The organism is Rathayibacter sp. PhB186 (assembly GCF_003751825.1).
Lineage (GTDB): Bacteria > Actinomycetota > Actinomycetes > Actinomycetales > Microbacteriaceae > Rathayibacter > Rathayibacter festucae.
In genome coordinates this window covers 942,319-965,361 of the sequence record NZ_RJKO01000001.1, presented here as the reverse complement: position 1 = coordinate 965,361, position 23,043 = coordinate 942,319, and the positions used below count along the sequence as shown (strand labels likewise).

Below are 23,043 nucleotides of genomic sequence, written 5' to 3'. Positions count from 1 at the left end.
ATGAGGCTCTGGCTCCGTCCGGACGAGCGCCGCCCCGCTCCCCCGCCCTACGCCTCCGACGACGCGACGGCGCTCCTCACGGGCTGCGTCGTCTGGGTGCTCGCCCTCGTCGGCGTGCTGATCGCCGTGGCGGCCGGCGCGACCGTGCCGCCGCTCGTCCTGTCGACCGTCGTGATCGGCGTCGTCCTCGGCACGATCGGCCTGTTCTACAGCCGCAACCGACGCTGATCCACCCACGTCCGCGCGCGGTGCGCGCGGACGGCGCCGTGGCCGAGCGAGGGCGACCCCGCTCGGCCGGGTCCTCACCGGCGGCGGCGCCGTCGTCCGCGACCGCTGCCGCCGCGTCGTCCGGCGGCCGAGGCCACCGACCCGTCCTCGGTGCCGGAGTCCTGGCCGTCCGAGTCGTCCTCATCGGAGTCGTCGTCGTCGGAGTCGTCCTCGTCCGAGTCGTCGCCGTCGTCGTCCGAGTCGTCCTCGTCCGAGTCGTCGTCGGCCTCGTCGTCGTCGAGGATCTCGTCCTCGTCCGCCTCCGCCGCGTCGCCGTCGACGACGGTGTCGTCGTCGTACTCGTCGTCCTCGGTCTCGTCGCGCTCACCGCTGGCGTCCTGCGCCGCGCGGTAGTCCGCGAGCCGGACCGACCACGGCACCCAGTCGGGCGCGAGCACGCTGCCCTCGCCCGGCAGCAGCTCGACCTCGAGGACGTTGACGTCCTCGGACTCGTCGATCCTCGAGAGCGTCGCCGTCCAGAGCCAGCCCGGGTAGCCGCGCATCAGGTTCGTGAACTGCAGCGAGACCACGTGCTCGCCCTGGGCGAGCGTCGCGACCAGGTCGCCGATGGTGTCGGCGGTCGTGATGTCGAGGAGCGCCTCGCGCGCTCGGTCCTCCGAGGCGGCGAGGACGGCGTCGAGCTCGTACACGGGCGCGGGCTCCGGCTCTCCGGCGGCCGCTGCGGACCCGGCGTCCGGGTCTCCTCCGTCGTCGGAGTCGGAGTCCTCGTCGGAGTCGTCCTCGTCCTCCTCGTCGATCTCGTCGCTCCAGACGGCCACCACGGGAGCGGGCGACGCCATGACGCCGCCCGACGAGTCCGCTGAGCCCGCGGACCCCTCGGTCGGGGCCTCGGGCCCGGTGTCCGGAGTCTCGTCGGTCTCGGGCGAAGGATCGCCGGTCGTCTCGCCGGCGTCAGGCATCGAGCTCGTCCGCGACCCGGCGCAGGAGCGTCGCGATCGTGCGCCCGTGAGCCTTGTCGGGGTAGCGGCCGCGCTTGAGGCCGGTGCCGATGCCGTCGAGCAGCTTGACCGTGTCCTCGACGATGACGGACATGTCGTCGGCCGACTTGCGGCTGAGCTTGACCATGCTGGGCGGGGTGTCGATGATCCGGGCCGAGAGGGCCTGCGCACCGCGCTTGCCGTCGGCGATGCCGAACTCGAGGCGGGTGCCGGCCTTGACCGCGGTCCCGGAGGGCAGCGCGGAAGCGTGCAGGAAGACCTCCTGGCCGTCATCAGTGCTGATGAAGCCGAAGCCCTTCTCCTCGTCGTAGAACTTGACCTTGCCGGTAGGCATGCAGAACCCCTCCTGGAAATGAAGCAGCCATCAGTTTAGAGGACGGCACCCGCCCTATCCTTGACCCGTGAAGCCACAGCAGCCCGCGGGCATCGGACGCGCGGAGCGCGTCCTCGCCTACATGTTCGTCGCGATCATCGTCGTGACCGTCATCGCGTTCATCGCCGTCCTCGTCGCGCCGATGATGGGCGTCCGCGACTACAGCGGGAGCCTCTGGCAGTTCGTCCTCGCCCTGCCCCTGGTCGGCCTGCCGATCGCCTTCCTGATGATGATCGCGATGCTCGTGGTCGGCGTCCGCCGCCGCCGCTCCTCCTAGAGGAGACCTCTCCGGCGGCGCCGAGCCCTCGACGAGCAACCGGTCACACGACTCCCAGACTTCATCCAGGCCACGCGCAGATACTGTCCGCATGGACGGACCCCGCATTCTCATCGTCGACGACGAGCCCAACATCCGCGACCTGCTCACCACGAGCCTCCGCTTCGCCGGCTTCGCCGTGCGCGCGGTGGGCAACGGCGCCCAGGCGATCTCCGCAGTCCTCGAGGAGGAGCCGGACCTCATCATCCTCGACGTGATGCTGCCGGACATGAACGGCTTCGGCGTCACCAAGCGCCTGCGCTCGGCCGGCTACACCTCGCCGATCCTCTTCCTCACGGCGAAGGACGACACCGAGGACAAGATCACCGGTCTCACCGTCGGCGGCGACGACTACGTCACCAAGCCGTTCAGCCTCGACGAGATCGTGGCGCGCATCAAGGCGATCCTCCGCCGCACGATGCACGCCGAGGAGGACGCGGTCATCCGCGCCGGCGAGCTCACGATGGACCAGGACACGCACGAGGTCCTCGTCGGCGACGAGCCGGTCGAGCTGAGCCCGACCGAGTTCAAGCTGCTGCGCTACCTGATGCTCAACCCGAACCGGGTGCTCAGCAAGGCGCAGATCCTCGATCACGTCTGGGAGTACGACTTCAACGGCGATGCGGGCATCGTCGAGTCCTACATCTCCTACCTGCGACGTAAGCTCGACACGCATTCGGAGGAATCGCTCATCCAGACCAAGCGAGGATTCGGATACATGCTGAAGGTCGCGAAGGTCTGACCTCCGCCGCCCCGGCGCCGGCCCCGTGAGGGGGCGGGCGCCCGCACGATCTCGAGGGAGTTCCACCGCCATGCACCAGGGTCTGGCCGAGCGGTGGAACTCCATCTCGCTGCGCACGAAGATCACGGCCGTCACCGTCCTCCTGCTGACGCTCGGCCTGCTGGTCTCCGGCATCGGCACGATGACGATGCTGAAGCCGCAGCTGATCTCCCAGCTCGACGCGCAGCTCGCGGACAAGGTGCAGAAGGTGGCGACCGACCTGTCGGCACAGGGGGTCTCGCAGTTCTCCGAGTCCGACGACTACTACGGCGCCGTGTACGACTCCTCGGGGACGCTCGTCTACTCCAACGCTGCGCAGGGCACCGACCCCGCCTTCCCCTCGCGCTACACGATCGAGGAGGCTCTGAACGCCTCCAGCGAGTCGAACACGCTGATGAGCGTCAACGACCGGATCGAGTACCACGCCGTCTCGACGGTCTACTCCCGCGGGAACGACTACCAGACGCTGCTGCTCGCCACGTCGACCCGCGACATCGACAACATCATGACGATCTACCTGACGATCTTCCTCGGGTTCGGCGTCGCGATCGTCGTCATCGGCGCGATGCTGACGCGGCTGCTCGTCACCACCACGTTCGCTCCCCTGCGCCAGGTCGAGCAGACCGCCGCCGCGATCGCCGACGGCGACTTCAGCCAGCGCCTGGACGGCACCACGCCGAACACCGAGGTCGGCCGCCTCAACCGCTCGCTCAACGCGATGCTGGTGCGCATCGACAGCGCCTTCCGCGACCGCGCCCGCACCATCGACCAGATGCGCCGCTTCGTCGGCGACGCGAGCCACGAGTTGCGCACCCCCCTCGTCTCCGTCCGCGGCTACGCCGAGCTCTACCGGATGGGCGCGCTGCAGACGCCCGAGGCGGTCGGCCAGGCGATGGAGCGCATCGAGAAGGAGGCGATCCGGATGGGCGGCCTCGTGGAGGACCTCCTCGAGCTCGCCCGCCTCGACGAGACCAAGCCGCTCGCCCTCTCCCCCGTCGACCTGATGCCCCTCGCCCGCGACGCCGCCATGGACGCGATGGCCTCCTGGCCGGACCGCGACTTCGGCGTCGAGACCCGCGACGACACCCCCGTCGAGACCCCCGCGCTCGAGATGGACGAGCCGTCCGGCACCGCGACCCAGACCATGGAGGTTCCGGCCGCCGCCGGGCTCACCGGCCCGATCGCGGCCGCCGGCGCGCGCCTCGCGCGCTTCCGCCGCCGCCCGCGACGCGTGCCGGCCGAGGACCTCGCGGCGGGCACTGCCCCCGAGCCCGAGCAGGTCGGCGTCCCGGCGCTCGTGATGGCGGAGGAGAACAAGATCCGCCAGGTGCTGACCAACCTGATCGGCAACGCCGTCCGCTACACCCCCGAGGACACCCCGATCGAGGTCGGCGTCGCCGTCGACCGCGCGCGGAGGCTGGCGTTCCTCGAGGTCATCGACCACGGCGAGGGCATCCCGCCGCAGATCCGGGAGAAGATCTTCCAGCGCTTCTGGCGCGCCGACACCTCGCGCACCCGCGAGACCGGCGGCAGCGGCCTGGGGCTCGCGATCGTCTCCTCCATCGTCGCGGCGCACAAGGGCCGTGTCGACGTCGTCGAGACTCCCGGCGGCGGCGCCACCTTCCGGGTCGCTCTGCCTCTCCTCACCGTCGACCCGGACGGCGATCCGTCCCCAGCTGCGGCCTGACGGCCCGCGCGGCCGACGCGGTCCGCCCTAGGTTCTCTCCCACGCGCCGAACGGCGCGGACGAGTGAGAGGACCTGACATGACCCACTTCCAGACCGACATCGAGGCGATCAGCACCGCGAGCGGCTCGATCCACGGCTCCGCGGACCGTATCCGCGCCGAGGTGGCCGGCATGCTCGGCCTGCTCACCGGCCTCGAGAGCTCGTGGACGGGGCAGGCCTCGACCGCGTTCCAGGGGGTGGTCGGCCTCTGGCGGACCACGCAGGGGCAGGTCGACGACGGGCTCGAGTCGATCGCGCTCGCCCTGGGGGCGGCGGGGCAGCAGTACGCGGAGACCGAGGAGGCCAACGCGCGCCTGTTCGCGTTCTGACCCGCCGGTGGCGTCCTCGACCGACTGCGGGCCGAGGACGCCACCCGGGAACGCCGAAGGCGGCTCCCCCGGAGGGGAACCGCCTTCTGCGTCGTTCGGGTCGGACTAGAAGTCCATGCCACCCGTGGGGTCTCCGCCTGCGGCGACGGGGTTCCGCTCGGGCTTGTCGGCGACGACGGCCTCGGTGGTGAGGAACAGACCGGCGATCGAGGCGGCGTTCTGCAGAGCGGAGCGCGTGACCTTGACCGGGTCGATGATGCCGGCGGCGATCAGGTCGACGTACTCGCCGGTCGCGGCGTTGAGGCCGTGTCCGGTGGGCAGCTCGCGGACCTTGGCGGCGACGACACCCGGCTCGAGACCGGCGTTCAGCGCGATCTGCTTGAGCGGCGCGTCGATGGCGACCTTGACGATGTTCGCGCCGGTCGCCTCGTCTCCGACCAGCTCGAGCTTCTCGAAGGCGAGCTTGCCGGCCTGGATGAGGGCGACGCCACCACCGGCGACGATGCCCTCCTCGACGGCGGCCTTCGCGTTGCGGACGGCGTCCTCGATGCGGTGCTTGCGCTCCTTGAGCTCGACCTCGGTCGCAGCTCCGGCCTTGATGACGGCGACGCCACCGGCGAGCTTCGCGAGGCGCTCCTGGAGCTTCTCGCGGTCGTAGTCGCTGTCGGTGTTCTCGATCTCGCCGCGGATCTGCGCGACGCGACCGGCGATGGCCTCGGCGTCGCCGGCACCCTCGACGATCGTGGTCTCGTCCTTGGTGATGACGACCTTGCGGGCCGAGCCGAGCAGGTCGAGGGTGACGTTCTCGAGCTTGAGGCCGACCTCCTCGGAGATGACCTGGCCGCCGGTGAGGATCGCGATGTCCTGGAGCTGCGCCTTGCGACGGTCGCCGAAGCCGGGGGCCTTGACGGCGACCGACTTGAAGATGCCACGGATCTTGTTGACGACCAGGGTCGCCAGCGCCTCGCCGTCGACGTCCTCGGCGATGATCAGCAGCTGCTTGCCCGCCTGGATCACCTTGTCGACGACGGGGAGGAGGTCCTTGATGTTCGAGACCTTGGAGTTGACGATCAGGATGTACGGGTCCTCGAACACGGCCTCCTGGCGGTCGGGGTCCGTGACGAAGTACTGCGACAGGTAGCCCTTGTCGAAGCGCATGCCCTCGGTCAGCTCGAGCTCGGTGCCGAAGGTGTTCGACTCCTCGACGGTGACGACGCCCTCCTTGCCGACCTTGTCGATCGCCTCGGCGATGATCGCGCCGATCTCGGGGTCCGCGGCGGAGATGGAGGCCGTGGCCGCGATCTCCTCCTTGGTCTCGATCGCCTTGGCACCGGCGACGAGCTCGGCGGTGACGGCCTTGACGGCCTTCTCGATGCCCTTCTTCAGGCTGATCGGGTCGGCGCCGGCCGCGACGTTGCGCAGGCCCTCGCGGACGAGCGCCTGGGCGAGGACGGTCGCGGTGGTGGTGCCGTCGCCGGCGACGTCGTCGGTCTTCTTGGCGACCTCCTTGACGAGCTCGGCGCCGATCTTCTCGTACGGCTCGTCGAGCTCGATCTCCTTGGCGATCGAGACGCCGTCGTTCGTGATGGTGGGGGCGCCCCACTTCTTCTCGAGCACGACGTTGCGGCCGCGCGGGCCGAGGGTCACCTTGACCGCATCGGCCAGGGTGTTGAGTCCACGCTCGAGGCCGCGGCGGGCTTCTTCGTCAAAAGCAATGATCTTGGCCATGTGTGTTCTTCGTCCCTCCCGGACGTCAGGGGAATTCCGTCGTTGGCACTCGACTGGAGCGAGTGCCAACAGCGATTCTGGCACTCACCCGGGAGGAGTGCAAGTGACGTCGGCGCCTGGCGCAACGCGAGGAGCCGCCGTCCGCACGAGGCGGACGACGGCTCCAGGCAGGGCGGGGGCCTCAGACCACGCGCACCGATTCGGCCTGCGGACCCTTGGACCCGGTGCCGACCTCGAACGCGACGTGCTGGCCCTCTTCGAGGACCTTGTATCCCGACATGTCGATGGCGGAGTAGTGGACGAACACGTCCTGTCCGCCGCCGTCGACCGTGATGAAGCCGTAGCCCTTCTCAGAGTTGAACCACTTGACGGTTCCGTTCGCCATCTCTCACTCCCAAAGTGCTGTGCTGCCTGCGACACGAGCGATGCGCAGGTGCCTGACTAGGGAGCATAAGCCAGCGTTTCGGCCCGGAATGGGGCAGAAAGCGCCCGGGGGAAAGAGTTGTCCGGGATTCAACATGAATTAAACGTGCCGGAAACAGAGCACCCCCGGAGAGCGGCTCGACGACCGTGTTCCGGGGGCGCTCGCGGCCTCTCGCTACGGCGTCGGGTAGTCCGAGCCGAGCACGACGACGACGGCGCCGGTCTCGACGAAGTCCGCGGTCAGGACGATCGTCCCGACGCCGAGCGACTGGACGACGCCGAGCGCCGCTCCCTCGAGTCGCGGGTCGGTGTAGTAGACGGTGGTGGCCGCCTCGTCCTCGGTGTTCGCGTTCGCGACCGTGGGCACGCTCCAGCCCGCAGCGGCCAGCGCGTCCCCGGCGTTCGCGGCGAGGCCCGCCGTCGCCGTGCCGTTCAGGACCGCGATCGCGAGGGTCGGGTCGACGGTCGGCGTCACCGCCGGGGTCGCCTCCGTCTCGGCGATGCCGGTGGGCGGTGTGAAGACGTCGTTGAACTGCACCCGGTTGTCGATCACCAGCAGTCCGATGAACCCGAGCAGCACGATCACTCCGGTCGCCAGCGCCGCCCAGGCCAGGGCGACGGCCCGGGCGTGCGGGGCGGGCGGGCGACGGTGGGCGCCGACGCGGCCCTCGGTGGCCGGGATCTCGTCGAAGCGGTCCTTCAGAGCGGTGGTGGTCATCGTCGGTACGGCCGGCCTTCCGTTCGTGGGCCCGAGCAGCTCGTCTACTCGGGGCGCCCGAGGCGGCGCGCGGCGCGGGCGCCGGCGCGCCCGTCGCGGATGCGCTGCAGCCGCTTGACGAGCATCGGGTCGTGCGCGAGGGCGGCCGGTGAGGCCAGAACCGCGCTGAGCACCTGATAGTAGCGGGCGACCGAGAGGCCGAACCTCTCGCGGATCGCGTCGTCCTTGTCTCCGGCGCGGGCCGTCCACTCGCCCTCGAACTCGAGGACGCGGCGGTCCCGCTCGGACAGGACGGCGCCTGTGCTGCGCTCGACGTCCGTGGCCCTGCTCATCCCTCCACAGTAGGGAGGGACGGCTCGGCGGCGGCTGAGGCGCTCCGGTACATGCCGATGTGTGGGATGCCCGCCTCGTCGAACTCGTCGCCGAACGGCTCGAAGCCCGACCGCGCGTAGAGACCCGCGATGTAGGACTGAGCGTGGAGCAGGAGCGGCTCGTCCCCGTGGCGCTCCAGGACCGCGCTCACCAGTCGGTGCGCGAGGCCCTCGCCCCGCCGGTCGGCCCGGGTCACCACCCGCCCGATCACCCGGTGGGCGTCGCGGTGCTCGGGCCGCTCGTCCCGGAGGGTGCGGAGGTAGGCCGCCGTGCCGCGCTCGTCGGCGATCCACCAGTGCCGCGTCGTCGGCTCCAGATCGCGGCCGTCGAGCTCCTCGTCGTCGACCCGCTGCTCGCGCAGGAACACGTCGGTCCGCAGCCGCGCGAACGCGTAGACCTCCTCGGTCGTGAGTTCGCTCCACGCCTTCGAGATCACGGAATTCAGCTGCACGGCGGAGAGTTTACGAGAGGAGAGGGGAGCGCCCTCCCCCGTACACTGACCAGGATTCCTAGGGAGACCCATGTCGTCGTATTCCGTCAACAAGACCGACGCCGAGTGGCGCGAGGAGCTCGACCGCGAGCAGTACTCGGTGCTGCGCCAGGCCGCCACTGAGCGCCCGTGGACCGGCGAGCTGCTCGATGAGCACCGCGAGGGGCTCTACACCTGCGCGGCGTGCCACGCCGAGCTGTTCAAGAGCGGCACCAAGTTCGACTCCGGCTGCGGCTGGCCGAGCTTCTACGAGTCCATCCGCCCCGACGCGGTGCAGCTCATCGAGGACAGCACCCTCGGCATGGTCCGCACCGAGGTCCGCTGCGCCAACTGCGGCTCGCACCTGGGCCACGTCTTCCCGGACGGCTTCGGCACGCCCACGGGAGACCGCTACTGCATGAACTCGATCGCGATGAACTTCACGACCGAGGGCGAGTGACCGTGTCCGCGACTCCCGTGCTCGAGGCCGTCCTGGCCCGGCGCTCCCGCTCGAAGGTGACCGCGGAGGCGCCGGGGCACGAGGAGATCGCGGCGTACGTCTCGGCCGCCTCGCGGCTCGCGGACCACAGCTCGCTCCGGCCCTGGCGGGTCATCGAGATCCGCGGGGCGGCGCGCGACCGCATCGGGCGCAGCTTCGCCGCCGCGTCCGGCGACAAGAAGGACGCGCGCAAGCACATCGAGAAGACGCACCGCGCCTCCCTCCTCCTCGCGGTCGTCGTGAGCGTGAAGAAGTCGAAGGTGCCCGCCTGGGAGCAGGAGGCCGTCGCCTCGGGCGTCGCGCACTTGCTCAGCCTGCTGCTCGACGAGGCGGGGTGGGGCGTCTTCTGGCGCACCGGCTCGTACACCCGCGCCAAGGCCGTGCGGAAGGCGCACCGCCTGGAGAAGGGCGAGGAGCTCCTCGGCTGGCTGTACGTCGGCCGGCCCGACGGCAAGATCGGCGGGCCGAAGCGGCCGACGCCGGCCGAGCGGCACCTGAGCATCCTCGAGCCGTGATCCGCCCGCGCGGGCCGGAGCCGAGGCGACTTCCGGCCCCGCGATAGGGTGGCCCGGTGCGGTGACGCACCTGCCGACGTGGCGCAATTGGTAGCGCACCCGACTTGTAATCGGGCGGTTACGGGTTCAAGTCCCGTCGTCGGCTCCGAGGCGGCCTCGTGAGCAGCCGATCGGCCGCCCACTCCCCCGCGACCCCCTGCTGCTTCAGGCCGTCCGGCGGCAGTCCGGCGTACGGCAGTCCTCGCAGCCTCCGCGTGAGCGGCCTCTCGACCCAGCGGTGGATCACGATCCCGGCGATCAGCGAGACGGCGATCGTGCCTGCGACGGAGAGCGCTCCCGATCGCAGGCCGATCAGTGCCAGGACGGCGGGCACGACCGGCCCGATCAGGGGATGGAAGAGGTACAGGCTGTAGGACGCCTCGCCCAGGGCGAGCAGCGGTCGCCGGAGGACGCGGTTCGCGCCACGACGCGATGCGAGCCGCCGGAAGAGCGGTTCGGCCAGGACCACCGCGACGAACGCGGCGGTGACGATCCCCTTCCGGAAGAGCGCGTCGCGCTCCCAGGAGATCCCCTCCGGCGCGAGAGCCGCGACGACGGTGAACACGGCGGCGGCGCCCAGCGCGAGGAGCAGGCCGCGGCGCGCGCGCGGGAGCCCGGCGATCCTCCCGATCGCCATGCCGACCGCGAAGTACAGGACGAGCGGGTCGAAGTAGACCGCCCAGGCCGGCCAGTCCTCGGCGGGGCGGAGGAGATGGCCCGACGCGACGACGAGCACGACCGTCGACGCGAACACGAGGACGTTCCGCCGCAGGAGCAGCCCGAGAGTGAAGACCGCGTAGAAGGCCGTCTCGTAGGTGAGGGTCCACCCGACGCCGAGGAGCGGCTCCACAGCGCCGTCGGGGTTGCGCGCGGGCAGGAAGAGGTAGGACGCGACTCCCGACCACGGGGTGAGGGCGGCGTGCAGCACTGCCCCGGGCAGGATGAGGAGCGACGCGATCTTCAGGGTCGTGGCGATCCAGTACAGCGGGACGATCCGGATCACGCGGCGGACGGCGAAGAACCGCCAGCCGCCCCGCACCTCGAAGGGACCCGCGGTGACCGCCATCACGAAGCCGGAGACGATGAAGAAGACGTCGACACCCGCGGCGGCCCCGTTCCAGACGGCGATCGAGTCGTCGAGGCGCTCGTGCGCGTAGAACGTCGCGTGCGCGATGACGACCAGGAGAGCCGCGACGAAGCGCAGGGCCTGGACGCCCTCGACGATCGGTGTGCCGGCGGTCGTCGGCGTCACGATGTGCGGCGTGGTCATGGCGGCCCCCCGGAGAGATCGGGTGAGCCTATCCACGAGCGCGAATAGCCGACGCGGAGGCGCGGAATCGGCTGTCGCGCGATCGTGGACCGTCCTCCGTCCCGCAGCGCGTCCCCGTGGCGACCGGGCTCAGGCCTCCCGAGGAGCACGACGAAGGGCCCCGGTCTCCCGGGGCCCTTCGCGTGTTCCGACCCGTCTCAGCGGGTTCGCGGTCTAGCCCGCGGCGGGCGTCGGGGTCGGGGTGGCCGAGGAGTAGGTGTCGGCGGCGGCCGAGAGCACGAAGGAGCTGAAGGCGTCCGCGTCGGTGAGCGAGCCGGTGTACGCCTCGCCGTTGACGAGGACCGTCGGCGTGCCCGAGACGGAGGCGACCTCGGTGCCCGGCAGCGGGCCGGAGGTGGCGCGCTCGGTGGCCGCGCGCACCCAGCTGACGAAGGACTGGTCGTCGATGCAGGAGTTCACCGCGGCGGTGTCCTCGACACCCGCGTCGGCGGCGGCCTGCTTGAGCTGGTCGTCCGAGAGGCCGTCGGTGCCCTCCGCCGGCTGCTCGGCGAACAGCGCCGCGTTGAAGTCGAAGAAGGAGTCGGGCGACCGGTCGGCGACGCAGGCCGCGGCGTTGGCCGCGCGCTCCGAGTACTTGGTGCCGTTCGAGCGGGTGGTCAGGATGGCGATCGGGTGGATCTCGACCGTCGCGGCGCCGCTGGTGACCCACTCCTTGATCTGGTCGCCGTTGGTCTGCTCGAACTGGCCGCAGTAGGGGCAGAGGTAGTCGAGGTAGACCCGGATGTCGACGGTGCCCGTGGAGGTGTCGAGCGCGCTCGGGGTGGGGGTGCCGTCGGCGGGGATCGCCGGCGTCGTCGAGGCCACCAGGCCCTCCGTGACGAGGACGCCGTCGCTCGCCATGTTGGCGGGGCCGGGGCCGGCCGGGCGGATGCTCGAGGTGACTGCGAAGACGACGACCGCGACGATGGCGATCACCACGATCGCGAGACCGCCCTGCAGGGCGAAGCGGCTGACGCGGTCGCGTCGCTTCTGCTGCTCGCGGAGTCGGCGGGCCTTCTCGCGGGCGGCCTCTCGACGCTGGTTCTTCGAGAGACGGTCGTTGGCTCCGCCGATGGTCATGACAAGAACGCTCCGAATGAGAGAGGAAGAAGTGCCGCCGGGCTGCGACTCGCCGGAATCCTACGCGCGAGCCCTGGGAAACCTCCAAACGACGGATACCGCAGGCCCCCGGCGCCCGGCATCGGGCCCAGGCTCCCCGCTCCGGCGCTCCGTGGCATACTGTGACGGTTGGTCGGAGTCGCCCACGCGACGACGACCGTCACTTCCATTCACTCGGATCGTCCGGCACGTACCTGCCGGTGAAGGAGCAAGAACAATGGCGTCCGTAACCTATGACAACGCGTCCCGCGTCTACCCCGGGGCCACGCGTGCCTCGGTCGACAAGCTGAACCTCGAGGTCGGAGACGGCGAGTTCCTCGTCCTCGTCGGCCCCTCGGGCTGCGGCAAGTCCACCTCCCTGCGCATGCTCGCCGGCCTCGAAGAGGTCAACGAGGGCCGCATCCTGATCGGCGACCGCAACGTCACGGACGTTCCGCCGAAGGACCGCGACATCGCGATGGTGTTCCAGAACTACGCGCTCTACCCGCACATGTCGGTCGCCGAGAACATGGGCTTCGCGCTCAAGATCGCCGGCATCAACAAGGACGAGCGCGCCGCGCGGGTCCTCGAGGCCGCGAAGATGCTCGACCTCGAGCCCTACCTCAACCGCAAGCCGAAGGCCCTCTCGGGTGGCCAGCGTCAGCGCGTCGCGATGGGTCGCGCCATCGTCCGCAAGCCGCAGGTGTTCCTCATGGACGAGCCGCTGTCGAACCTCGACGCCAAGCTCCGCGTCCAGACCCGCACGCAGATCGGCACGCTCCAGCGCCGCCTGGGCATCACCACCGTCTACGTCACCCACGACCAGACCGAGGCCCTCACCATGGGCGACCGCATCGCGGTCCTCAAGGACGGACTGCTCCAGCAGGTCGGCACGCCCCGCGACCTCTACGAGAACCCGAACAACGTCTTCGTGGCCGGCTTCATCGGCTCGCCCGCGATGAACCTGTTCCACGCGGACGTCACCGACGGCGGCGTGAAGTTCGGCGACACGGTCCTGCCGATCGCCCGCGAGGCGCTCGCGAAGACCACCCAGAAGGTCGTCACGCTCGGCGTGCGCCCCGAGGACGTCACCGTCTCGACCCAGCCCGGCGGCCTGCCGATCGAGGTCGACCTGATCGAGGAGCTCGGCTCGGACGGCTACCTCTACGGCCACACCGAGGTCGAGGGTCGCCGCACCGACATCGTCGCGCGCGTCGACGGCCGCGTGCACCCGACCGCGGGCGACCGCGTCTACGTGACCGCGAACCACCGCGTGCACATCTTCGACGGCGAGTCGGGACTGCGCCTCTCCTAGGCTCCGCCCCCGCGCACACGCTGCCGCCGTCTCCTCCGAGGCGGCGGCAGCGTTCGTCCGGGCCCCTCCACCGTCCGACTCCCGACACGAACGGCGCGCCATGTCCGGCTCCCTCAACATCACCTCGGCCACGGTCGACCCCGCCCTCCTCGACCTGCCGTGGAACCTGCGGCTGAACGACTGGCCCGACGAGTACATCGCCGCGCTGCCCAAGGGCATCTCGCGGCACACGGTCCGCTTCGCACACCTCTCCGGGCACGTCGTCGCCGTGAAGGAGACGACGGCGGAGATGTCGCGCCGCGAGTACGAGATGCTCAAGACCCTGCAGCGGCTCGACGTCCCGTGCGTCGTGCCGGGCGCCGTGATCACGAACCGCACCGACGACGAGGGCGACGAGCTGCCGGCCGTGCTGGTCACGCGGCACCTCAAGTTCTCGCTCCCCTACCGCGCGCTGTTCTCGCAGACGCTGCGCCCGGACACGGCCACGCGCCTCGTCGACGCGCTGGCGCTGCTGCTGGTGCGCCTGCACGTCATCGGCTTCTTCTGGGGTGACGTCTCGCTCTCGAACACGCTGTTCCGGCGCGACGCCGGCGCCTTCGCGGCGTACCTCGTGGACGCGGAGACGGGGCAGCTCTACTCCGGCGGCCTGTCCAACGGCCAGCGCGAGAACGACCTCGAGATCGCCCGGGTCAACATCGCCGGCGAGCTGCTCGACCTCGAGGCGGGCGGCCGCGTCGACGACGACCTCGACCCGATCACGGTGTCCGACGGCATCGTCGCCGCCTACCGCAGCCTCTGGAAGGAGCTGACCGGGGCGGAGTCGTTCTCGACCTCCGAGCGCTGGCGCATCAACGACCGGGTGAACCGGCTCAACGAGCTGGGCTTCGACATCGAGGAGCTCGCGATCAAGACCGACGAGGCGGGCTCGACCGTGCGGATCCAGCCGAAGGTCGTCGACGCGGGTCACCACCAGCGCCGGCTGCTGCGGCTGACCGGACTGGACGCGCAGGAGAACCAGGCGCGCCGCCTGCTGAACGACCTCGACTCGTACACCGCCACCTACGACAAGCAGGGGCTGGACGAGGAGATGGTCGCGCACGAGTGGCTCGCGCAGGTGTTCGAGCCGGTCATCCGCTCGATCCCGCGCGACCTGAAGGGGCGCCTGGAGCCGGCGGAGATGTTCCACCAGCTGCTCGAGCACCGCTGGTTCATGTCTCAGCAGCAGGCGCGCGATGTGCCGCTGGCGGAGGCGGTCACCGCCTACGTGAACGACATCCTGCGGCACCGCCGCGACGAGGCGACGATCATCGCCCCGCCGACCGAGGCGATCACCCTGCCGAACCTCGTCATCGACGGCGCCGGCGACGCCGAGCTGACCGACGAGGACGCCGACGTCGACTGGATGAAGAACGTCTGACCCGGCCCACCGGAGGGCTCGTGCGGATCCCGGATCCGGCACGAGCCCTCCGTCGTCCGCGGCGCGTGCTGACGCGGATCTCGATACGCCCGCTCCGCGGCCTACCCGATCAGCATGAAGCGCCCCCTGGCCGGCGATGACCGATCAGCCTGCGCCTCCATGCTGGTCGAGTAGCCGCGCAGCGGCGTATCGAGACCCACCGTCACCAGCAGCCCGGCCTGCAGACCAGACTCCGGGCATGGGCGGATCTCGATACGCCCGCTCCGCGGGCTACTCGATCAGCATGAAGCGCCCCCGAGCCGGCGGTGGCCGATCAGCATGCGCCCCCGCTCGCCGAAGGCGGCGCCCCCTCAGCCCTCGCTCGCCGAAGGCGGCGTCCCTCTGCTGCCGCTCGCCGAAGGCGGCGCCCCCTCCCCCTCCCCCGGCGTCAGCGCGGGCGAAGGCGCGGTGAGCTGCAAGGCGGAGGAGGAAGCGATACCGGCGGTATCGCGCCCGACGACAACGCCGCAGATCGCCGTGCCGGCGCCCGCGCTGCCCGCGCTATTCGGAGGCGGCGCGGAGTTTGGAGATCTCGTAGAGCGCGACCGACGCCGCGATGCCGGCGTTGAGCGATTCGGTGGCGGCGCTGATCGGGATGGAGACGACGGCGTCGCACTGCTCGGTGACGAGGCGGGAGAGGCCCTTGCCCTCGCTTCCGACGACGACGAGGAGCGGCCGGTCGGCGAGCTCGAGGCCCGGCAGCATGGTGTCGCCGTCGCCGTCGAGGCCGATGACGAAGACGCCGTCGCGCTTGTAGTCCTTGATCATCGCGGTGAGGTTGGACGCCATCGCGACGGGCACGCGCGCGGCCGCACCGGCCGAGGTCTTCCAGGCCGCCGAGTTGAGTCCGACCGAGCGGCGCTGCGGCACGATGACGCCCTGCCCGCCGAAGGCCGCGACGGAGCGGATGATCGCGCCGAGGTTGCGCGGGTCGGTGATGCCGTCGAGCGCGACGAACAGCGGGACGACGCCGCGGGAGACGCTGCGCTCGAGCAGGTCGCTCGGGTGCGCGTACTCGTACGGGGGGACCTTGAGCACGAGGCCCTGGTGCACGGAGTCCGGGCCGGCGAGGCGGTCGAGCTCCGGGCGCATGACCTCGAGGACGGGGATGCCGCGGGCGGTGGCGAGCTTGAGCGCCTCCTTGACCCGGTCGTCCATCTCGATGCGCGTCGCGAGGTAGAGCGTCGTCGCGGGGATCTTGGCGCGCAGCACCTCGAGGACCGAGTTGCGGCCGGTGACCATCTCGGACTCGTCGCCGCTCTTGGGCTTCCGCGACGGGGCCGGACGGCCCTGGCCGCGGGCCGCGCCGTTCAGCGCCGCTCCGGGTCGGCCATTGCCGCCGGCGGCGACGAAGCGCTCGCGCGCCAGCTTCGCCTTGCCCGCGGGGTGGTACGGCCGGTCCTCGGCCTTGGGTGTGGGCTTCTTGCCCTCGAGGGCCTGACGGCCCTGACCGCCGGAACCGACGGCCTTGCCCTTGCTCTTCTTGCGGACCGCTCCTGGGCGGCCGGGCTTATTCGCCATCGAGACTCCAATGCGCACCCGTCTGGGTGTCTTCGATCGTGATTCCCGCAGCAGCGAGATCGGTTCGGATGCGGTCGGCGGCCGCCCAGTCGCGCTGCTCGCGCGCGGTCTGCCGCTCGGCGACCAGGCGGTCGACGAGCACGGTGAGGGCCCGGTAGGTGGGCTCGTCGTCGGAGCGCGCCCACTCGGGGGCCTCCGGGTCGATCCCGAGGACCGATGCCATGGCGAGGACCTGGGTGCGCAGCGCGGACACCGTGCCGAGGTCCTCCGCGTCGAGGGCGGCGTTGCCGGCCCGCACGGTCTCGTGCAGGACGCCGATGGCCTGCGGGACCGAGAGGTCGTCGTCCATCGCCTCGGCGAACTCGTCGGGCACGACCGGCTCGCCGACGGCGGCGAAGCGGGTGCCCTCGAGGCGCCGTCGGGAGCGGTCGAGGAAGCCCTCGATCCGCTCGAGCGCCGCCTCTGCCTCCTCGAGCGCACCGTCGTGGAACTCGAGCGTCGAGCGGTAGTGCGCGGAGCCGAGGTAGTAGCGGACGACCAGCGGACGGGCGGAGTCGAGCAGCTCGGAGGCGAAGACGGAGTTGCCGAGCGACTTGCTCATCTTCTGCCCGGTGACCGAGACGAGCCCGTTGTGCAGCCAGTAGCTGGCGAAGGCGTGGCCCGCGGCACTCGACTGGGCGAGCTCGTTCTCGTGGTGCGGGAAGCGCAGGTCGAGCCCGCCGCCGTGGATGTCGAACTGGGTGCCGAGGTACTTGGTCGACATGGCGGAGCACTCGATGTGCCAGCCGGGACGGCCCCTCCCCCAGGGCGAGGCCCAGGAGGCGGACTCGGGCTCGTCGGGCTTCATGCCCTTCCACAGCGCGAAGTCGTGCGGGTCGCGCTTGCCGCGCGGGTCGGCGTCGGTCGCCGCCTCCATGCTCTCGAGGCGCTGGTGCGTGAGCGCGCCGTAGTCCGGCCAGGAGCGGGTGTCGAAGTAGACGTCGCCGGAGTCGTCGGGAGCGGGGTAGGCGTGGCCCAGCTCGATCAGGCGCTGCACGAGCGCGACCATCTCGGCGATGCTCGCCGTCGCGCGCGGCTCGTAGGTGGGCGGCAGGATGCCGAGCGCGGAGTAGGCGGCGGTGAACTCGAGCTCGACGCGGTAGGCGAGCGCCCACCACTGCTCCGAGGGCTCGCCCTCGCCGGCCGCGCGGCGGGCCTGCTCGGCGATCGCGAGGATCTTGTCGTCGATGTCCGTGACGTTGCGGACGAGGGTGACCCGGTAGCCGCGGTAGGCGAGCCAGCGGCGCAGCTGGTCGTAGACCAGGGCGGAGCGCAGGTGCCCGATGTGCGGCGACGACTGCACCGTGGGTCCGCAGACGTACATCCCGACCTCGTTCTCGCGGAGGGGGACGAAGTCGACGAGGGCCTGGGCCTTCGAGTCGTGCAGTCGCAGAGTCACGCCGCGAGTTTACCGGGCGGGGCGGGCGCGGCCGGGCGGCGGGCTGGCGCGGTGGATCAGTGCGCGGATCCGGGAGTGGGGAGGACGAGTGCCGTGGCCGTGGCAGCGACCCCCTCCCCGCGCCCGGTGAAGCCGAGCGCGTCCGAGGTCGTCGCGGCGACGCTGACCGGGGCGCCGAGGAGCGCGGACAGCAGCTGCTGGGCCTCGTCCCGCCGCGGGGAGAACTTCGGGCGGTTGCCGATCAGCTGGACCGAGACGTTGCCGATCGTGAAGCCGGCCGCCTCGACGAGCTCGCGGGTCGCACGGAGGAAGACCTCGCCGTGCGCGTCCTGGAATCTCGGGTCGTCCGTGCCGAAGCGGGAGCCGATGTCGCCGAGGTTCGCGGCGGCGAGCAGCGCGTCGCAGATCGCGTGCGCGACGGGGTCGCCGTCGCTGTGCCCGGACAGTCCGCGCTCCCCCGGCCAGTGCAGTCCGGCGAGCCAGAGCGGCGACGCGTCGTCGAAGGCGTGCACGTCGGTGCCGATGCCGACCCGCGGCACCGCGGACGACGGCGGCGGCGCGAGCAGCTGCTCCGCGCGGGCGAGGTCCCAGGGCGTGGTGATCTTGAAGGCGAGCGGATCGCCGGGGACGACGACGGAGCCGCGGCCGTGAGCGGCGAGGAGGGCCGCGTCGTCGGTGAACTCCCGGCCGGCGGCGGCGTAGGCCTCGTCGAGCAGGCGGCGGGGGAAGCCCTGCGGCGTCTGCACGGCCGCGAGCTGCGAGCGGTCGACCGTGTCGAGGATCGCCGCGTCGGTGCCGACCAGCTTGATGGTGTCGGTGACGGGCAGGCCCGGGATCGCACCGCCGCCGGTCGAGCGGACGGCCGCGAGGACGCGCTCGAACTGCGCGACGGGGGTGAGGGCCCGGGCGGCGTCGTGCACGAGGACGGTGACGACTCCCGGGTGCAGGAGGGCGAGTCCGCGGGCGACGGAGTCCTGGCGGGTCGATCCGCCGGCGGTGACGAGGACCTCGACGGCGGACCCGGCGGCGCGGCGGCACAGCTCGACGGTCGCGTCGACGAGGGGCTCCGGTGCGACGACGACGACCTGGACCGGCTCGGCGAGAGTGAGGACCGTGCGGAGGCTGCGCTCGAGGATGGTGACGCCGGCGCACTCGACGTAGGCCTTGGGCAGCTCGCGCCCGAGGCGGGTGCCGCTGCCTGCGGCGACGATCACGACGGCCGCGGTCGGCGCCGATCCGGAGACGGTGTTCAACGGGACGTCCTTTCGCCGCCGGTCACAGTAGCAGCGGGCGCGAGGAGGGGGCAGCCCGGCCGGGACGCCGACGAGGCTGCGCTAGTCTTTTTCCGGCTCCTGCACCTCGATTCCGCCCTGTCCGGGGCGGGCGGAGCCGATGATCTGGAGGAACCCGTGAAGGCGCGCATCGCTGCATCCGTCGTTCTCGCGGTCGGCGTCGCGTTCGCCACCGCCGGCTGCAACCTGGTCGCCCCGCAGGCGACGCGGGCCATCTACGACCCGAGCGACGGGGTGGGTGCGACGATCGGCGATCTCGCCATCCGCAACGCGATGATCATCTCCGAGGACGGCGAGACCGGCACGCTGGTCGTCTCCCTGGTCAACGACACCGACGAGACGGTGAGCGTCGAGGTGCAGTACGAGGCGAGCACGGGCCGCACCAGCGACACGGTGGACGCGGTCCCCGGTCGCACGGAGGTCCGCCCGGGCAGCACCGAGTCGGTCACCATGGAGGGCCTCGACACGATCCCCGGCAGCCTGTTCCCCGTCTACTTCCAGTACGGCTCGGAGGAGGGCGAGGAGCTGCTCGTCCCGATCCTGACGAACGCCCTCGAGGCCTACGCGACGCTGACCCCGGCCCCGTCGGCCAGCCCGACCCTCACGCCCACGCCGAACCCGGCGCAGACGGCGCTGCCCACCCCGACCGTGCAGCCCGGCGTCGACGCCCCGGCCGAGTAGCACCCGCTCCCGCGAAGGGCCGTCCACCTCGGTGGGCGGCCCTTCGTCATCCCGGCGGGCGGGTCTCGATACGCCCCTGCGGGGCTACTCGACCAGCATGTTCCGCCGAACCCGCTCGTCGCACAGCGACGGCCCTGTCGCAGACCGCTCGTCGCGCAGCGACGGCCCCTCTGACCGCTCGTCGCACTGCGACGGCCAAATCAGCGCCTGCACGTCTGCAGACGGCGGTTCGCCGCCCCCGACGTCAGCACGTGATCGCGGGGCCTGGCGGGGGTGGCTGCAAGGCGGAGGAGGGCGCGATACCGGCGGTATCGCAACCGACGACAACGCCGCAGACGCCCCCGCCAGGCCCCGCGATCTCAGGCGTCGAAGCGGTAGCCGAGGCCGCGGACAGTCACCAGGAGCACCGGCTCCTTGGGTGTCTTCTCGATCTTGGAGCGGATGCGCTTGACGTGGACGTCGAGGGTCTTGGTGTCGCCGAAGTAGTCGCTGCCCCAGACGCGGTCGATCAGCTGGCCGCGGGTGAGGACGCGGCCGGCGTTGCGGAGCAGCATCTCGAGGAGCTCGAACTCCTTGAGCGGCATCGGGGTCTCGACGCCGTCGACCTCGACGGTGTGGCGCTCGATGTCCATGCGGACGGGGCCGGCGACGACGATGCGCTCCTCCCCCGGGTCCTCGGTGCGGCGGCGGAGGACGGCGCGGATGCGGGCGAGCAGCTCGCGGGTCGAGTACGGCTTGGTGACGTAGTCGTCGGCGCCGAGCTCGAGTCCGACGACGATGTCCACCTCGGAGTCCTTCGCGGTGACCATGATGATCGGGATCGCGGAGCGGGTGCGGATCTCGCGGCACACCTCGGTGCCGGGCATGCCGGGGAGCATGAGGTCGAGCAGGATCAGGTCGTACTCGCCCTCGTCGAAGGCGGCGACGGCGCGCAGCCCGTCCTCGGCGACGGTGACGTCGTAGCCCTCGCGTTCGAGCAGGTAGCTGAGCGGCTCGCTGAGGGCGCTCTCGTCCTCGACGAGCAGGATGCTGGTCACGCGGTGTCTCCTATCGGGGCGGCGGACGCGAAGGGCGTCCTGGCCGGGTCTACTTCGGGGAGTCGGATGGTGAAGGTGCTGCCGCGGCCCGGCTTGGACCAGACGCGGACGTCGCCGCCGTGGTTCTGCACGGCGTGCTTGACGATGCTGAGGCCGAGCCCGGTGCCGCCGGTGTGGCGGGAGCGGGCCTGGTCGACGCGGTAGAAGCGCTCGAAGACGCGGTCGAGGTCCTCCTCGGGGATGCCGATGCCCTGGTCGGTGACGGCGATCTCGACGACGCCGCCGGTGGAGCGGACGCCGATCCCGACGCGGGAGCCGGGCGGGGAGTACTGGATGGCGTTGGCCAGCAGATTGTGCAGCGCCGAGACGAGCATCTTCTCCTGGCCGGCGACGTACGCCTTCTTCATCCCGCCCTTGACGAGGGTGACGTCGTGCGACTCCGCCATCACGTGCGTCGTCTCGAGCGCGGCGACCACGATGTCGTCGACGCGGACGACCTCGGCGGAGCCGGCGACGTCCGCCGACTGCAGGCGGGAGAGCTCGATGATCTCGCGGGTGATCTTCGCGAGGCGGTGCGACTCCTGGGTGAGGCGGTGCGCGAACCGGCGGACCTGCTTCGGGTCGTCGGCGGCGGAGTCGAGGGCCTCGGCGAGCAGGCCGACCGCGCCGATCGGCGTCTTCAGCTCGTGCGAGATGTTGGCGACGAAGTCGCGGCGGACCGCCTCCAGCCGGCGGGCCTCGGTGTGGTCCTCGGCGAGGACGAGGACGAAGCGGGAGCCGAGCCGCGTGGCGTGCACGACGAGGGTGACCGCGGCGTCCGAGAGCGGGCTCGTCGCCAGCTCCAGGTCCTGCTCGATGTCGTCGCCGAAGCGGCGCACCCGGTCGACGATCGCGACGAGGTCCGGGTGGAGGAGCGTGTCCTGGGAGACGAGGCCGAGCGAGATCGCGCGGGCGGACGCCTTCAGCACGTTGTGGGAGGGGTCGGTCACGAACGCGGGAGCGCCGACGGCGTCGATGATCGCGCCGATGCCCTCGGGCAGGCCGACGGTGACGACCTCCGCGGCGATCCGGCCCTGGCGCGCGGCGAGGGTGACGACACTGGTGAGGACGATCCCGATGACGATGCCGAGAACGAGCGACAGCACGACGATCAGGCCCGGATCCACGCTCCCAGGCTATCCATCCACCGCGCGTCTCCCTACCGGATGCCCGGCGACGGGTCGCGGGTCGAGTACTGTTCAAACGCTCGGCACCGTTCGTTAACCTGCCGTGGTCATCATGGCTGCGCCTGCGCCGGACTGGTGCAGTCGCAGCGCCGTGCGCGGCGCGGATCGGCACCGGTCTCCGTGCGTGCCGCAGAGAGGGTCGAGAAGAAGATGCGCGAAGTTTTCCAGCAGGAGCTGGCCGAGGTCCAGGATCGGCTCGTCGAGATCTCCGGACTCGTCGAGATCGCGATCGAGAAGGCGACCCAGGCGTTCAACCACTCCGACGTGTCCCTCGCCGAGGAGGTCATCGCCAGCGACGCCCGCATCGACGAGCTGGCCATCAGCCTCGACGAGCTCGCGATCGACATCCTCGCCCGCCAGGGCCCCGTCGCCCGCGACCTGCGGACCGTCGTGTCCGCACTGCGGATCAGCGCCTCGCTCGAGCGGATGGGCGACATCGCCGAGCACATCGCCCAGCTCTCCCGCTACCGCTTCCCCGACAAGGTCGTGCCGAAGTCGCTCCGCCCGACCTTCGTCGAGATGGGCCGCCTCGACGTCGTCGTCGCGCACAAGCTCACCGAGCTGCTGCGCACGCAGGACCCCCGCCTCGCGGAGGAGATCCGCGACGAGGACGACAAGATCGACGAGCTGCACGTCAGCGTCTTCGACAAGGTCCTCAGCGAGGCGTGGAAGGGCCAGGCCGCCGACACCGTCGACGCCACCCTCGCCAGCCGCTACCACGAGCGCTTCGCCGACCACGCGGTGTCCATCGCGAAGAAGGTCCAGTACCTGATCTCGGGCGACTGGGGCTGAGCCACTGCGCCGTCTCGTCGATGTCGCGCGAGCGCGACATCGACCGCGGTCGGCAGGTCGCGTGGGCGCGTTCCGCGGAGCGGGGCGCGAACGGCTAGGACGAATCGCTGGCACGCGATTCGCCCGTTCGCCTTGCAAGGGGCGGCTGGTCTCGACTCTCCGCGCTCGGGCGTCGGTGTGTGAGTACCTCCGTTCATGCTGATCGAAGTGCGCCGGCATGCAACGGGGGCGTTCCGCGACCCGGCTCGTCCATGCTGATCGAGTAGCGCGCGCAGCGTGCGTATCGAGATCCGCCGTCGTACGGAGGCGGGGTCTCGGTACGCCGCGTGCCGCGGCTGCTCGACCAGCGTGCGAGGGGCGCGT

Annotated in this window: 25 protein-coding genes and 1 tRNA gene; 12 read left to right on the top strand and 14 right to left on the bottom strand. The window is 71.1% G+C overall.

All coding sequences use genetic code 11. The features are described from left to right. A complete protein-coding gene (locus EDF45_RS04595) occupies nt 1-228 on the top strand; it encodes a DUF2530 domain-containing protein (protein ID WP_123735109.1) in 228 nt (75 codons plus the stop codon). A gap of 74 nt (nt 229-302) precedes the next feature. On the opposite strand, the gene EDF45_RS04590 is transcribed toward EDF45_RS04595, so the two are convergent. Next, complete coding sequence (locus tag EDF45_RS04590) at nt 303-1,187, bottom strand: DUF3027 domain-containing protein (protein ID WP_260311785.1); 885 nt, start codon at nt 1,185-1,187, stop codon at nt 303-305. After that, nucleotides 1,180-1,560 (bottom strand): cold-shock protein, encoded by a 381-nt coding sequence (locus EDF45_RS04585; protein ID WP_123445172.1) that lies wholly within the window; start codon nt 1,558-1,560, stop codon nt 1,180-1,182. Before EDF45_RS04585 ends, EDF45_RS04590 begins: the two co-directional genes overlap by 8 nt. A gap of 67 nt (nt 1,561-1,627) precedes the next feature. Between EDF45_RS04585 and EDF45_RS04580 the strand changes: the two genes are divergently transcribed. From EDF45_RS04580 to EDF45_RS04565, 4 genes are all read left to right on the top strand, one after another. Beyond that, nucleotides 1,628-1,876, top strand: a complete 249-nt coding sequence (locus tag EDF45_RS04580; RefSeq protein ID WP_243582849.1) for a hypothetical protein — start codon at nt 1,628-1,630, stop codon at nt 1,874-1,876. 91 nt (nt 1,877-1,967) lie between these two features. Continuing rightward, complete coding sequence (locus EDF45_RS04575) at nt 1,968-2,657, top strand: response regulator transcription factor (protein ID WP_085475163.1); 690 nt, start codon at nt 1,968-1,970, stop codon at nt 2,655-2,657. A gap of 70 nt (nt 2,658-2,727) precedes the next feature. Beyond that, nucleotides 2,728-4,383, top strand: a complete 1,656-nt coding sequence (locus tag EDF45_RS04570) for a cell wall metabolism sensor histidine kinase WalK (protein ID WP_123735108.1) — start codon at nt 2,728-2,730, stop codon at nt 4,381-4,383. Nucleotides 4,384-4,461: 78 nt separating this feature from the next. Further along, a complete protein-coding gene (locus tag EDF45_RS04565) occupies nt 4,462-4,752 on the top strand; it encodes a WXG100 family type VII secretion target (protein ID WP_123735107.1) in 291 nt (96 codons plus the stop codon). A gap of 105 nt (nt 4,753-4,857) precedes the next feature. Here the strand turns inward: EDF45_RS04565 and groL are convergent, their stop codons facing one another. The 5 genes from groL to EDF45_RS04540 form a co-directional block, all read right to left on the bottom strand. After that, nucleotides 4,858-6,480: a chaperonin GroEL gene (groL, locus tag EDF45_RS04560; RefSeq protein WP_123445169.1), complete on the bottom strand. Its 1,623-nt coding sequence runs from the start codon at nt 6,478-6,480 to the stop codon at nt 4,858-4,860. Between the two features lie 181 nt (nt 6,481-6,661). Next, complete coding sequence (locus EDF45_RS04555) at nt 6,662-6,865, bottom strand: cold-shock protein (protein WP_123445168.1); 204 nt, start codon at nt 6,863-6,865, stop codon at nt 6,662-6,664. A gap of 213 nt (nt 6,866-7,078) precedes the next feature. Continuing rightward, a complete protein-coding gene (locus EDF45_RS04550) occupies nt 7,079-7,621 on the bottom strand; it encodes a LytR C-terminal domain-containing protein (RefSeq protein WP_123735106.1) in 543 nt (180 codons plus the stop codon). Nucleotides 7,622-7,665: 44 nt separating this feature from the next. Next, nucleotides 7,666-7,953 carry a DUF3263 domain-containing protein gene (locus EDF45_RS04545; RefSeq protein ID WP_123445166.1) on the bottom strand — a complete coding sequence of 96 codons (288 nt, stop codon included), beginning with the start codon at nt 7,951-7,953 and terminating at the stop codon, nt 7,666-7,668. Beyond that, on the bottom strand, nt 7,950-8,444 hold the full coding sequence (locus EDF45_RS04540) for a GNAT family N-acetyltransferase (protein ID WP_243582848.1): 495 nt from the start codon (nt 8,442-8,444) through the stop codon (nt 7,950-7,952). Before EDF45_RS04540 ends, EDF45_RS04545 begins: the two co-directional genes overlap by 4 nt. 70 nt (nt 8,445-8,514) lie before the next feature. Here EDF45_RS04540 and msrB point away from each other — a divergent pair, with 70 nt between their 5' ends. The 3 genes from msrB (at nt 8,515) to EDF45_RS04525 (ending at nt 9,621) form a co-directional block, all read left to right on the top strand. Beyond that, nucleotides 8,515-8,922, top strand: coding sequence for a peptide-methionine (R)-S-oxide reductase MsrB (gene msrB, locus EDF45_RS04535; RefSeq protein WP_123445164.1), 408 nt, complete (start codon nt 8,515-8,517; stop codon nt 8,920-8,922). Next, the gene (locus EDF45_RS04530; protein WP_123733794.1) at nt 8,919-9,476 is read left to right on the top strand and encodes a nitroreductase family protein; all 558 of its coding nucleotides are present in this window, start codon (nt 8,919-8,921) and stop codon (nt 9,474-9,476) included. Before msrB ends, EDF45_RS04530 begins: the two co-directional genes overlap by 4 nt. Nucleotides 9,477-9,548: 72 nt before the next feature. Then, nucleotides 9,549-9,621: transfer RNA gene (locus EDF45_RS04525), tRNA-Thr, on the top strand. Here the strand turns inward: EDF45_RS04525 and EDF45_RS04520 are convergent. Further along, nucleotides 9,595-10,785 (bottom strand): acyltransferase, encoded by a 1,191-nt coding sequence (locus EDF45_RS04520; RefSeq protein ID WP_123735105.1) that lies wholly within the window; start codon nt 10,783-10,785, stop codon nt 9,595-9,597. The two genes, EDF45_RS04525 and EDF45_RS04520, sit on opposite strands and share 27 nt — an antisense overlap. 213 nt (nt 10,786-10,998) lie before the next feature. Continuing rightward, nucleotides 10,999-11,904 carry a thioredoxin domain-containing protein gene (locus EDF45_RS04515; RefSeq protein ID WP_123735104.1) on the bottom strand — a complete coding sequence of 302 codons (906 nt, stop codon included), beginning with the start codon at nt 11,902-11,904 and terminating at the stop codon, nt 10,999-11,001. A gap of 256 nt (nt 11,905-12,160) precedes the next feature. Between EDF45_RS04515 and EDF45_RS04510 the strand changes: the two genes are divergently transcribed. Then, nucleotides 12,161-13,237 (top strand): ABC transporter ATP-binding protein, encoded by a 1,077-nt coding sequence (locus tag EDF45_RS04510; RefSeq protein ID WP_123702257.1) that lies wholly within the window; start codon nt 12,161-12,163, stop codon nt 13,235-13,237. 100 nt (nt 13,238-13,337) lie between these two features. Continuing rightward, on the top strand, nt 13,338-14,654 hold the full coding sequence (locus EDF45_RS04505; protein ID WP_123445159.1) for a DUF4032 domain-containing protein: 1,317 nt from the start codon (nt 13,338-13,340) through the stop codon (nt 14,652-14,654). A gap of 540 nt (nt 14,655-15,194) precedes the next feature. Here EDF45_RS04505 and rlmB read toward each other — a convergent pair. Genes rlmB through ispD form a run of 3 tightly spaced genes read right to left on the bottom strand, consistent with a single transcriptional unit; the run spans nt 15,195 to nt 18,905 of the window. Beyond that, nucleotides 15,195-16,214 carry a 23S rRNA (guanosine(2251)-2'-O)-methyltransferase RlmB gene (gene rlmB / locus EDF45_RS04500; protein WP_123735103.1) on the bottom strand — a complete coding sequence of 340 codons (1,020 nt, stop codon included), beginning with the start codon at nt 16,212-16,214 and terminating at the stop codon, nt 15,195-15,197. Then, complete coding sequence (gene cysS, locus EDF45_RS04495) at nt 16,204-17,652, bottom strand: cysteine--tRNA ligase (RefSeq protein ID WP_123445157.1); 1,449 nt, start codon at nt 17,650-17,652, stop codon at nt 16,204-16,206. The genes rlmB and cysS overlap by 11 nt, the downstream gene beginning before the upstream one ends. A gap of 56 nt (nt 17,653-17,708) precedes the next feature. Then, the gene (ispD, locus tag EDF45_RS04490; protein ID WP_123735102.1) at nt 17,709-18,905 is read right to left on the bottom strand and encodes a 2-C-methyl-D-erythritol 4-phosphate cytidylyltransferase; all 1,197 of its coding nucleotides are present in this window, start codon (nt 18,903-18,905) and stop codon (nt 17,709-17,711) included. 156 nt (nt 18,906-19,061) lie between these two features. Here ispD and EDF45_RS04485 point away from each other — a divergent pair, with 156 nt between their 5' ends. Next, a complete protein-coding gene (locus EDF45_RS04485; protein ID WP_123445155.1) occupies nt 19,062-19,625 on the top strand; it encodes a hypothetical protein in 564 nt (187 codons plus the stop codon). A 359-nt stretch (nt 19,626-19,984) separates the two neighbouring features. Here the strand turns inward: EDF45_RS04485 and EDF45_RS04475 are convergent, their stop codons facing one another. Both EDF45_RS04475 and EDF45_RS04470 read right to left on the bottom strand, forming a co-directional pair. After that, nucleotides 19,985-20,662, bottom strand: coding sequence for a response regulator transcription factor (locus tag EDF45_RS04475; RefSeq protein ID WP_123445154.1), 678 nt, complete (start codon nt 20,660-20,662; stop codon nt 19,985-19,987). Then, nucleotides 20,659-21,828: a cell wall metabolism sensor histidine kinase WalK gene (locus EDF45_RS04470; RefSeq protein WP_123445153.1), complete on the bottom strand. Its 1,170-nt coding sequence runs from the start codon at nt 21,826-21,828 to the stop codon at nt 20,659-20,661. Before EDF45_RS04470 ends, EDF45_RS04475 begins: the two co-directional genes overlap by 4 nt. A 210-nt stretch (nt 21,829-22,038) precedes the next feature. On the opposite strand from EDF45_RS04470, the gene phoU reads away from it, so the two are divergent. Further along, the gene (phoU, locus tag EDF45_RS04465; protein WP_123445152.1) at nt 22,039-22,680 is read left to right on the top strand and encodes a phosphate signaling complex protein PhoU; all 642 of its coding nucleotides are present in this window, start codon (nt 22,039-22,041) and stop codon (nt 22,678-22,680) included. The last annotated feature ends 363 nt before the right edge of the window (nt 22,681-23,043 follow it).

Excerpts from the sequence above, each read along its gene's own strand:
- EDF45_RS04595 (WP_123735109.1), top strand. The coding sequence starts at position 1 with ATGAGGCTCTGGCTCCGTCCGGACGAGCGCCGCCCCGCTCCCCCGCCC.
- EDF45_RS04590 (WP_260311785.1), bottom strand. The coding sequence starts at position 1,187 with ATGCCTGACGCCGGCGAGACGACCGGCGATCCTTCGCCCGAGACCGAC.
- EDF45_RS04585 (WP_123445172.1), bottom strand. The coding sequence starts at position 1,560 with ATGCCTACCGGCAAGGTCAAGTTCTACGACGAGGAGAAGGGCTTCGGC.
- EDF45_RS04575 (WP_085475163.1), top strand. The coding sequence starts at position 1,968 with ATGGACGGACCCCGCATTCTCATCGTCGACGACGAGCCCAACATCCGC.
- EDF45_RS04570 (WP_123735108.1), top strand. The coding sequence starts at position 2,728 with ATGCACCAGGGTCTGGCCGAGCGGTGGAACTCCATCTCGCTGCGCACG.
- EDF45_RS04565 (WP_123735107.1), top strand. The coding sequence starts at position 4,462 with ATGACCCACTTCCAGACCGACATCGAGGCGATCAGCACCGCGAGCGGC.
- groL (WP_123445169.1), bottom strand. The coding sequence starts at position 6,480 with ATGGCCAAGATCATTGCTTTTGACGAAGAAGCCCGCCGCGGCCTCGAG.
- EDF45_RS04555 (WP_123445168.1), bottom strand. The coding sequence starts at position 6,865 with ATGGCGAACGGAACCGTCAAGTGGTTCAACTCTGAGAAGGGCTACGGC.
- EDF45_RS04550 (WP_123735106.1), bottom strand. The coding sequence starts at position 7,621 with ATGACCACCACCGCTCTGAAGGACCGCTTCGACGAGATCCCGGCCACC.
- EDF45_RS04545 (WP_123445166.1), bottom strand. The coding sequence starts at position 7,953 with ATGAGCAGGGCCACGGACGTCGAGCGCAGCACAGGCGCCGTCCTGTCC.
- msrB (WP_123445164.1), top strand. The coding sequence starts at position 8,515 with ATGTCGTCGTATTCCGTCAACAAGACCGACGCCGAGTGGCGCGAGGAG.
- EDF45_RS04520 (WP_123735105.1), bottom strand. The coding sequence starts at position 10,785 with ATGACCACGCCGCACATCGTGACGCCGACGACCGCCGGCACACCGATC.
- EDF45_RS04515 (WP_123735104.1), bottom strand. The coding sequence starts at position 11,904 with ATGACCATCGGCGGAGCCAACGACCGTCTCTCGAAGAACCAGCGTCGA.
- EDF45_RS04510 (WP_123702257.1), top strand. The coding sequence starts at position 12,161 with ATGGCGTCCGTAACCTATGACAACGCGTCCCGCGTCTACCCCGGGGCC.
- EDF45_RS04505 (WP_123445159.1), top strand. The coding sequence starts at position 13,338 with ATGTCCGGCTCCCTCAACATCACCTCGGCCACGGTCGACCCCGCCCTC.
- rlmB (WP_123735103.1), bottom strand. The coding sequence starts at position 16,214 with ATGGCGAATAAGCCCGGCCGCCCAGGAGCGGTCCGCAAGAAGAGCAAG.
- phoU (WP_123445152.1), top strand. The coding sequence starts at position 22,039 with ATGCGCGAAGTTTTCCAGCAGGAGCTGGCCGAGGTCCAGGATCGGCTC.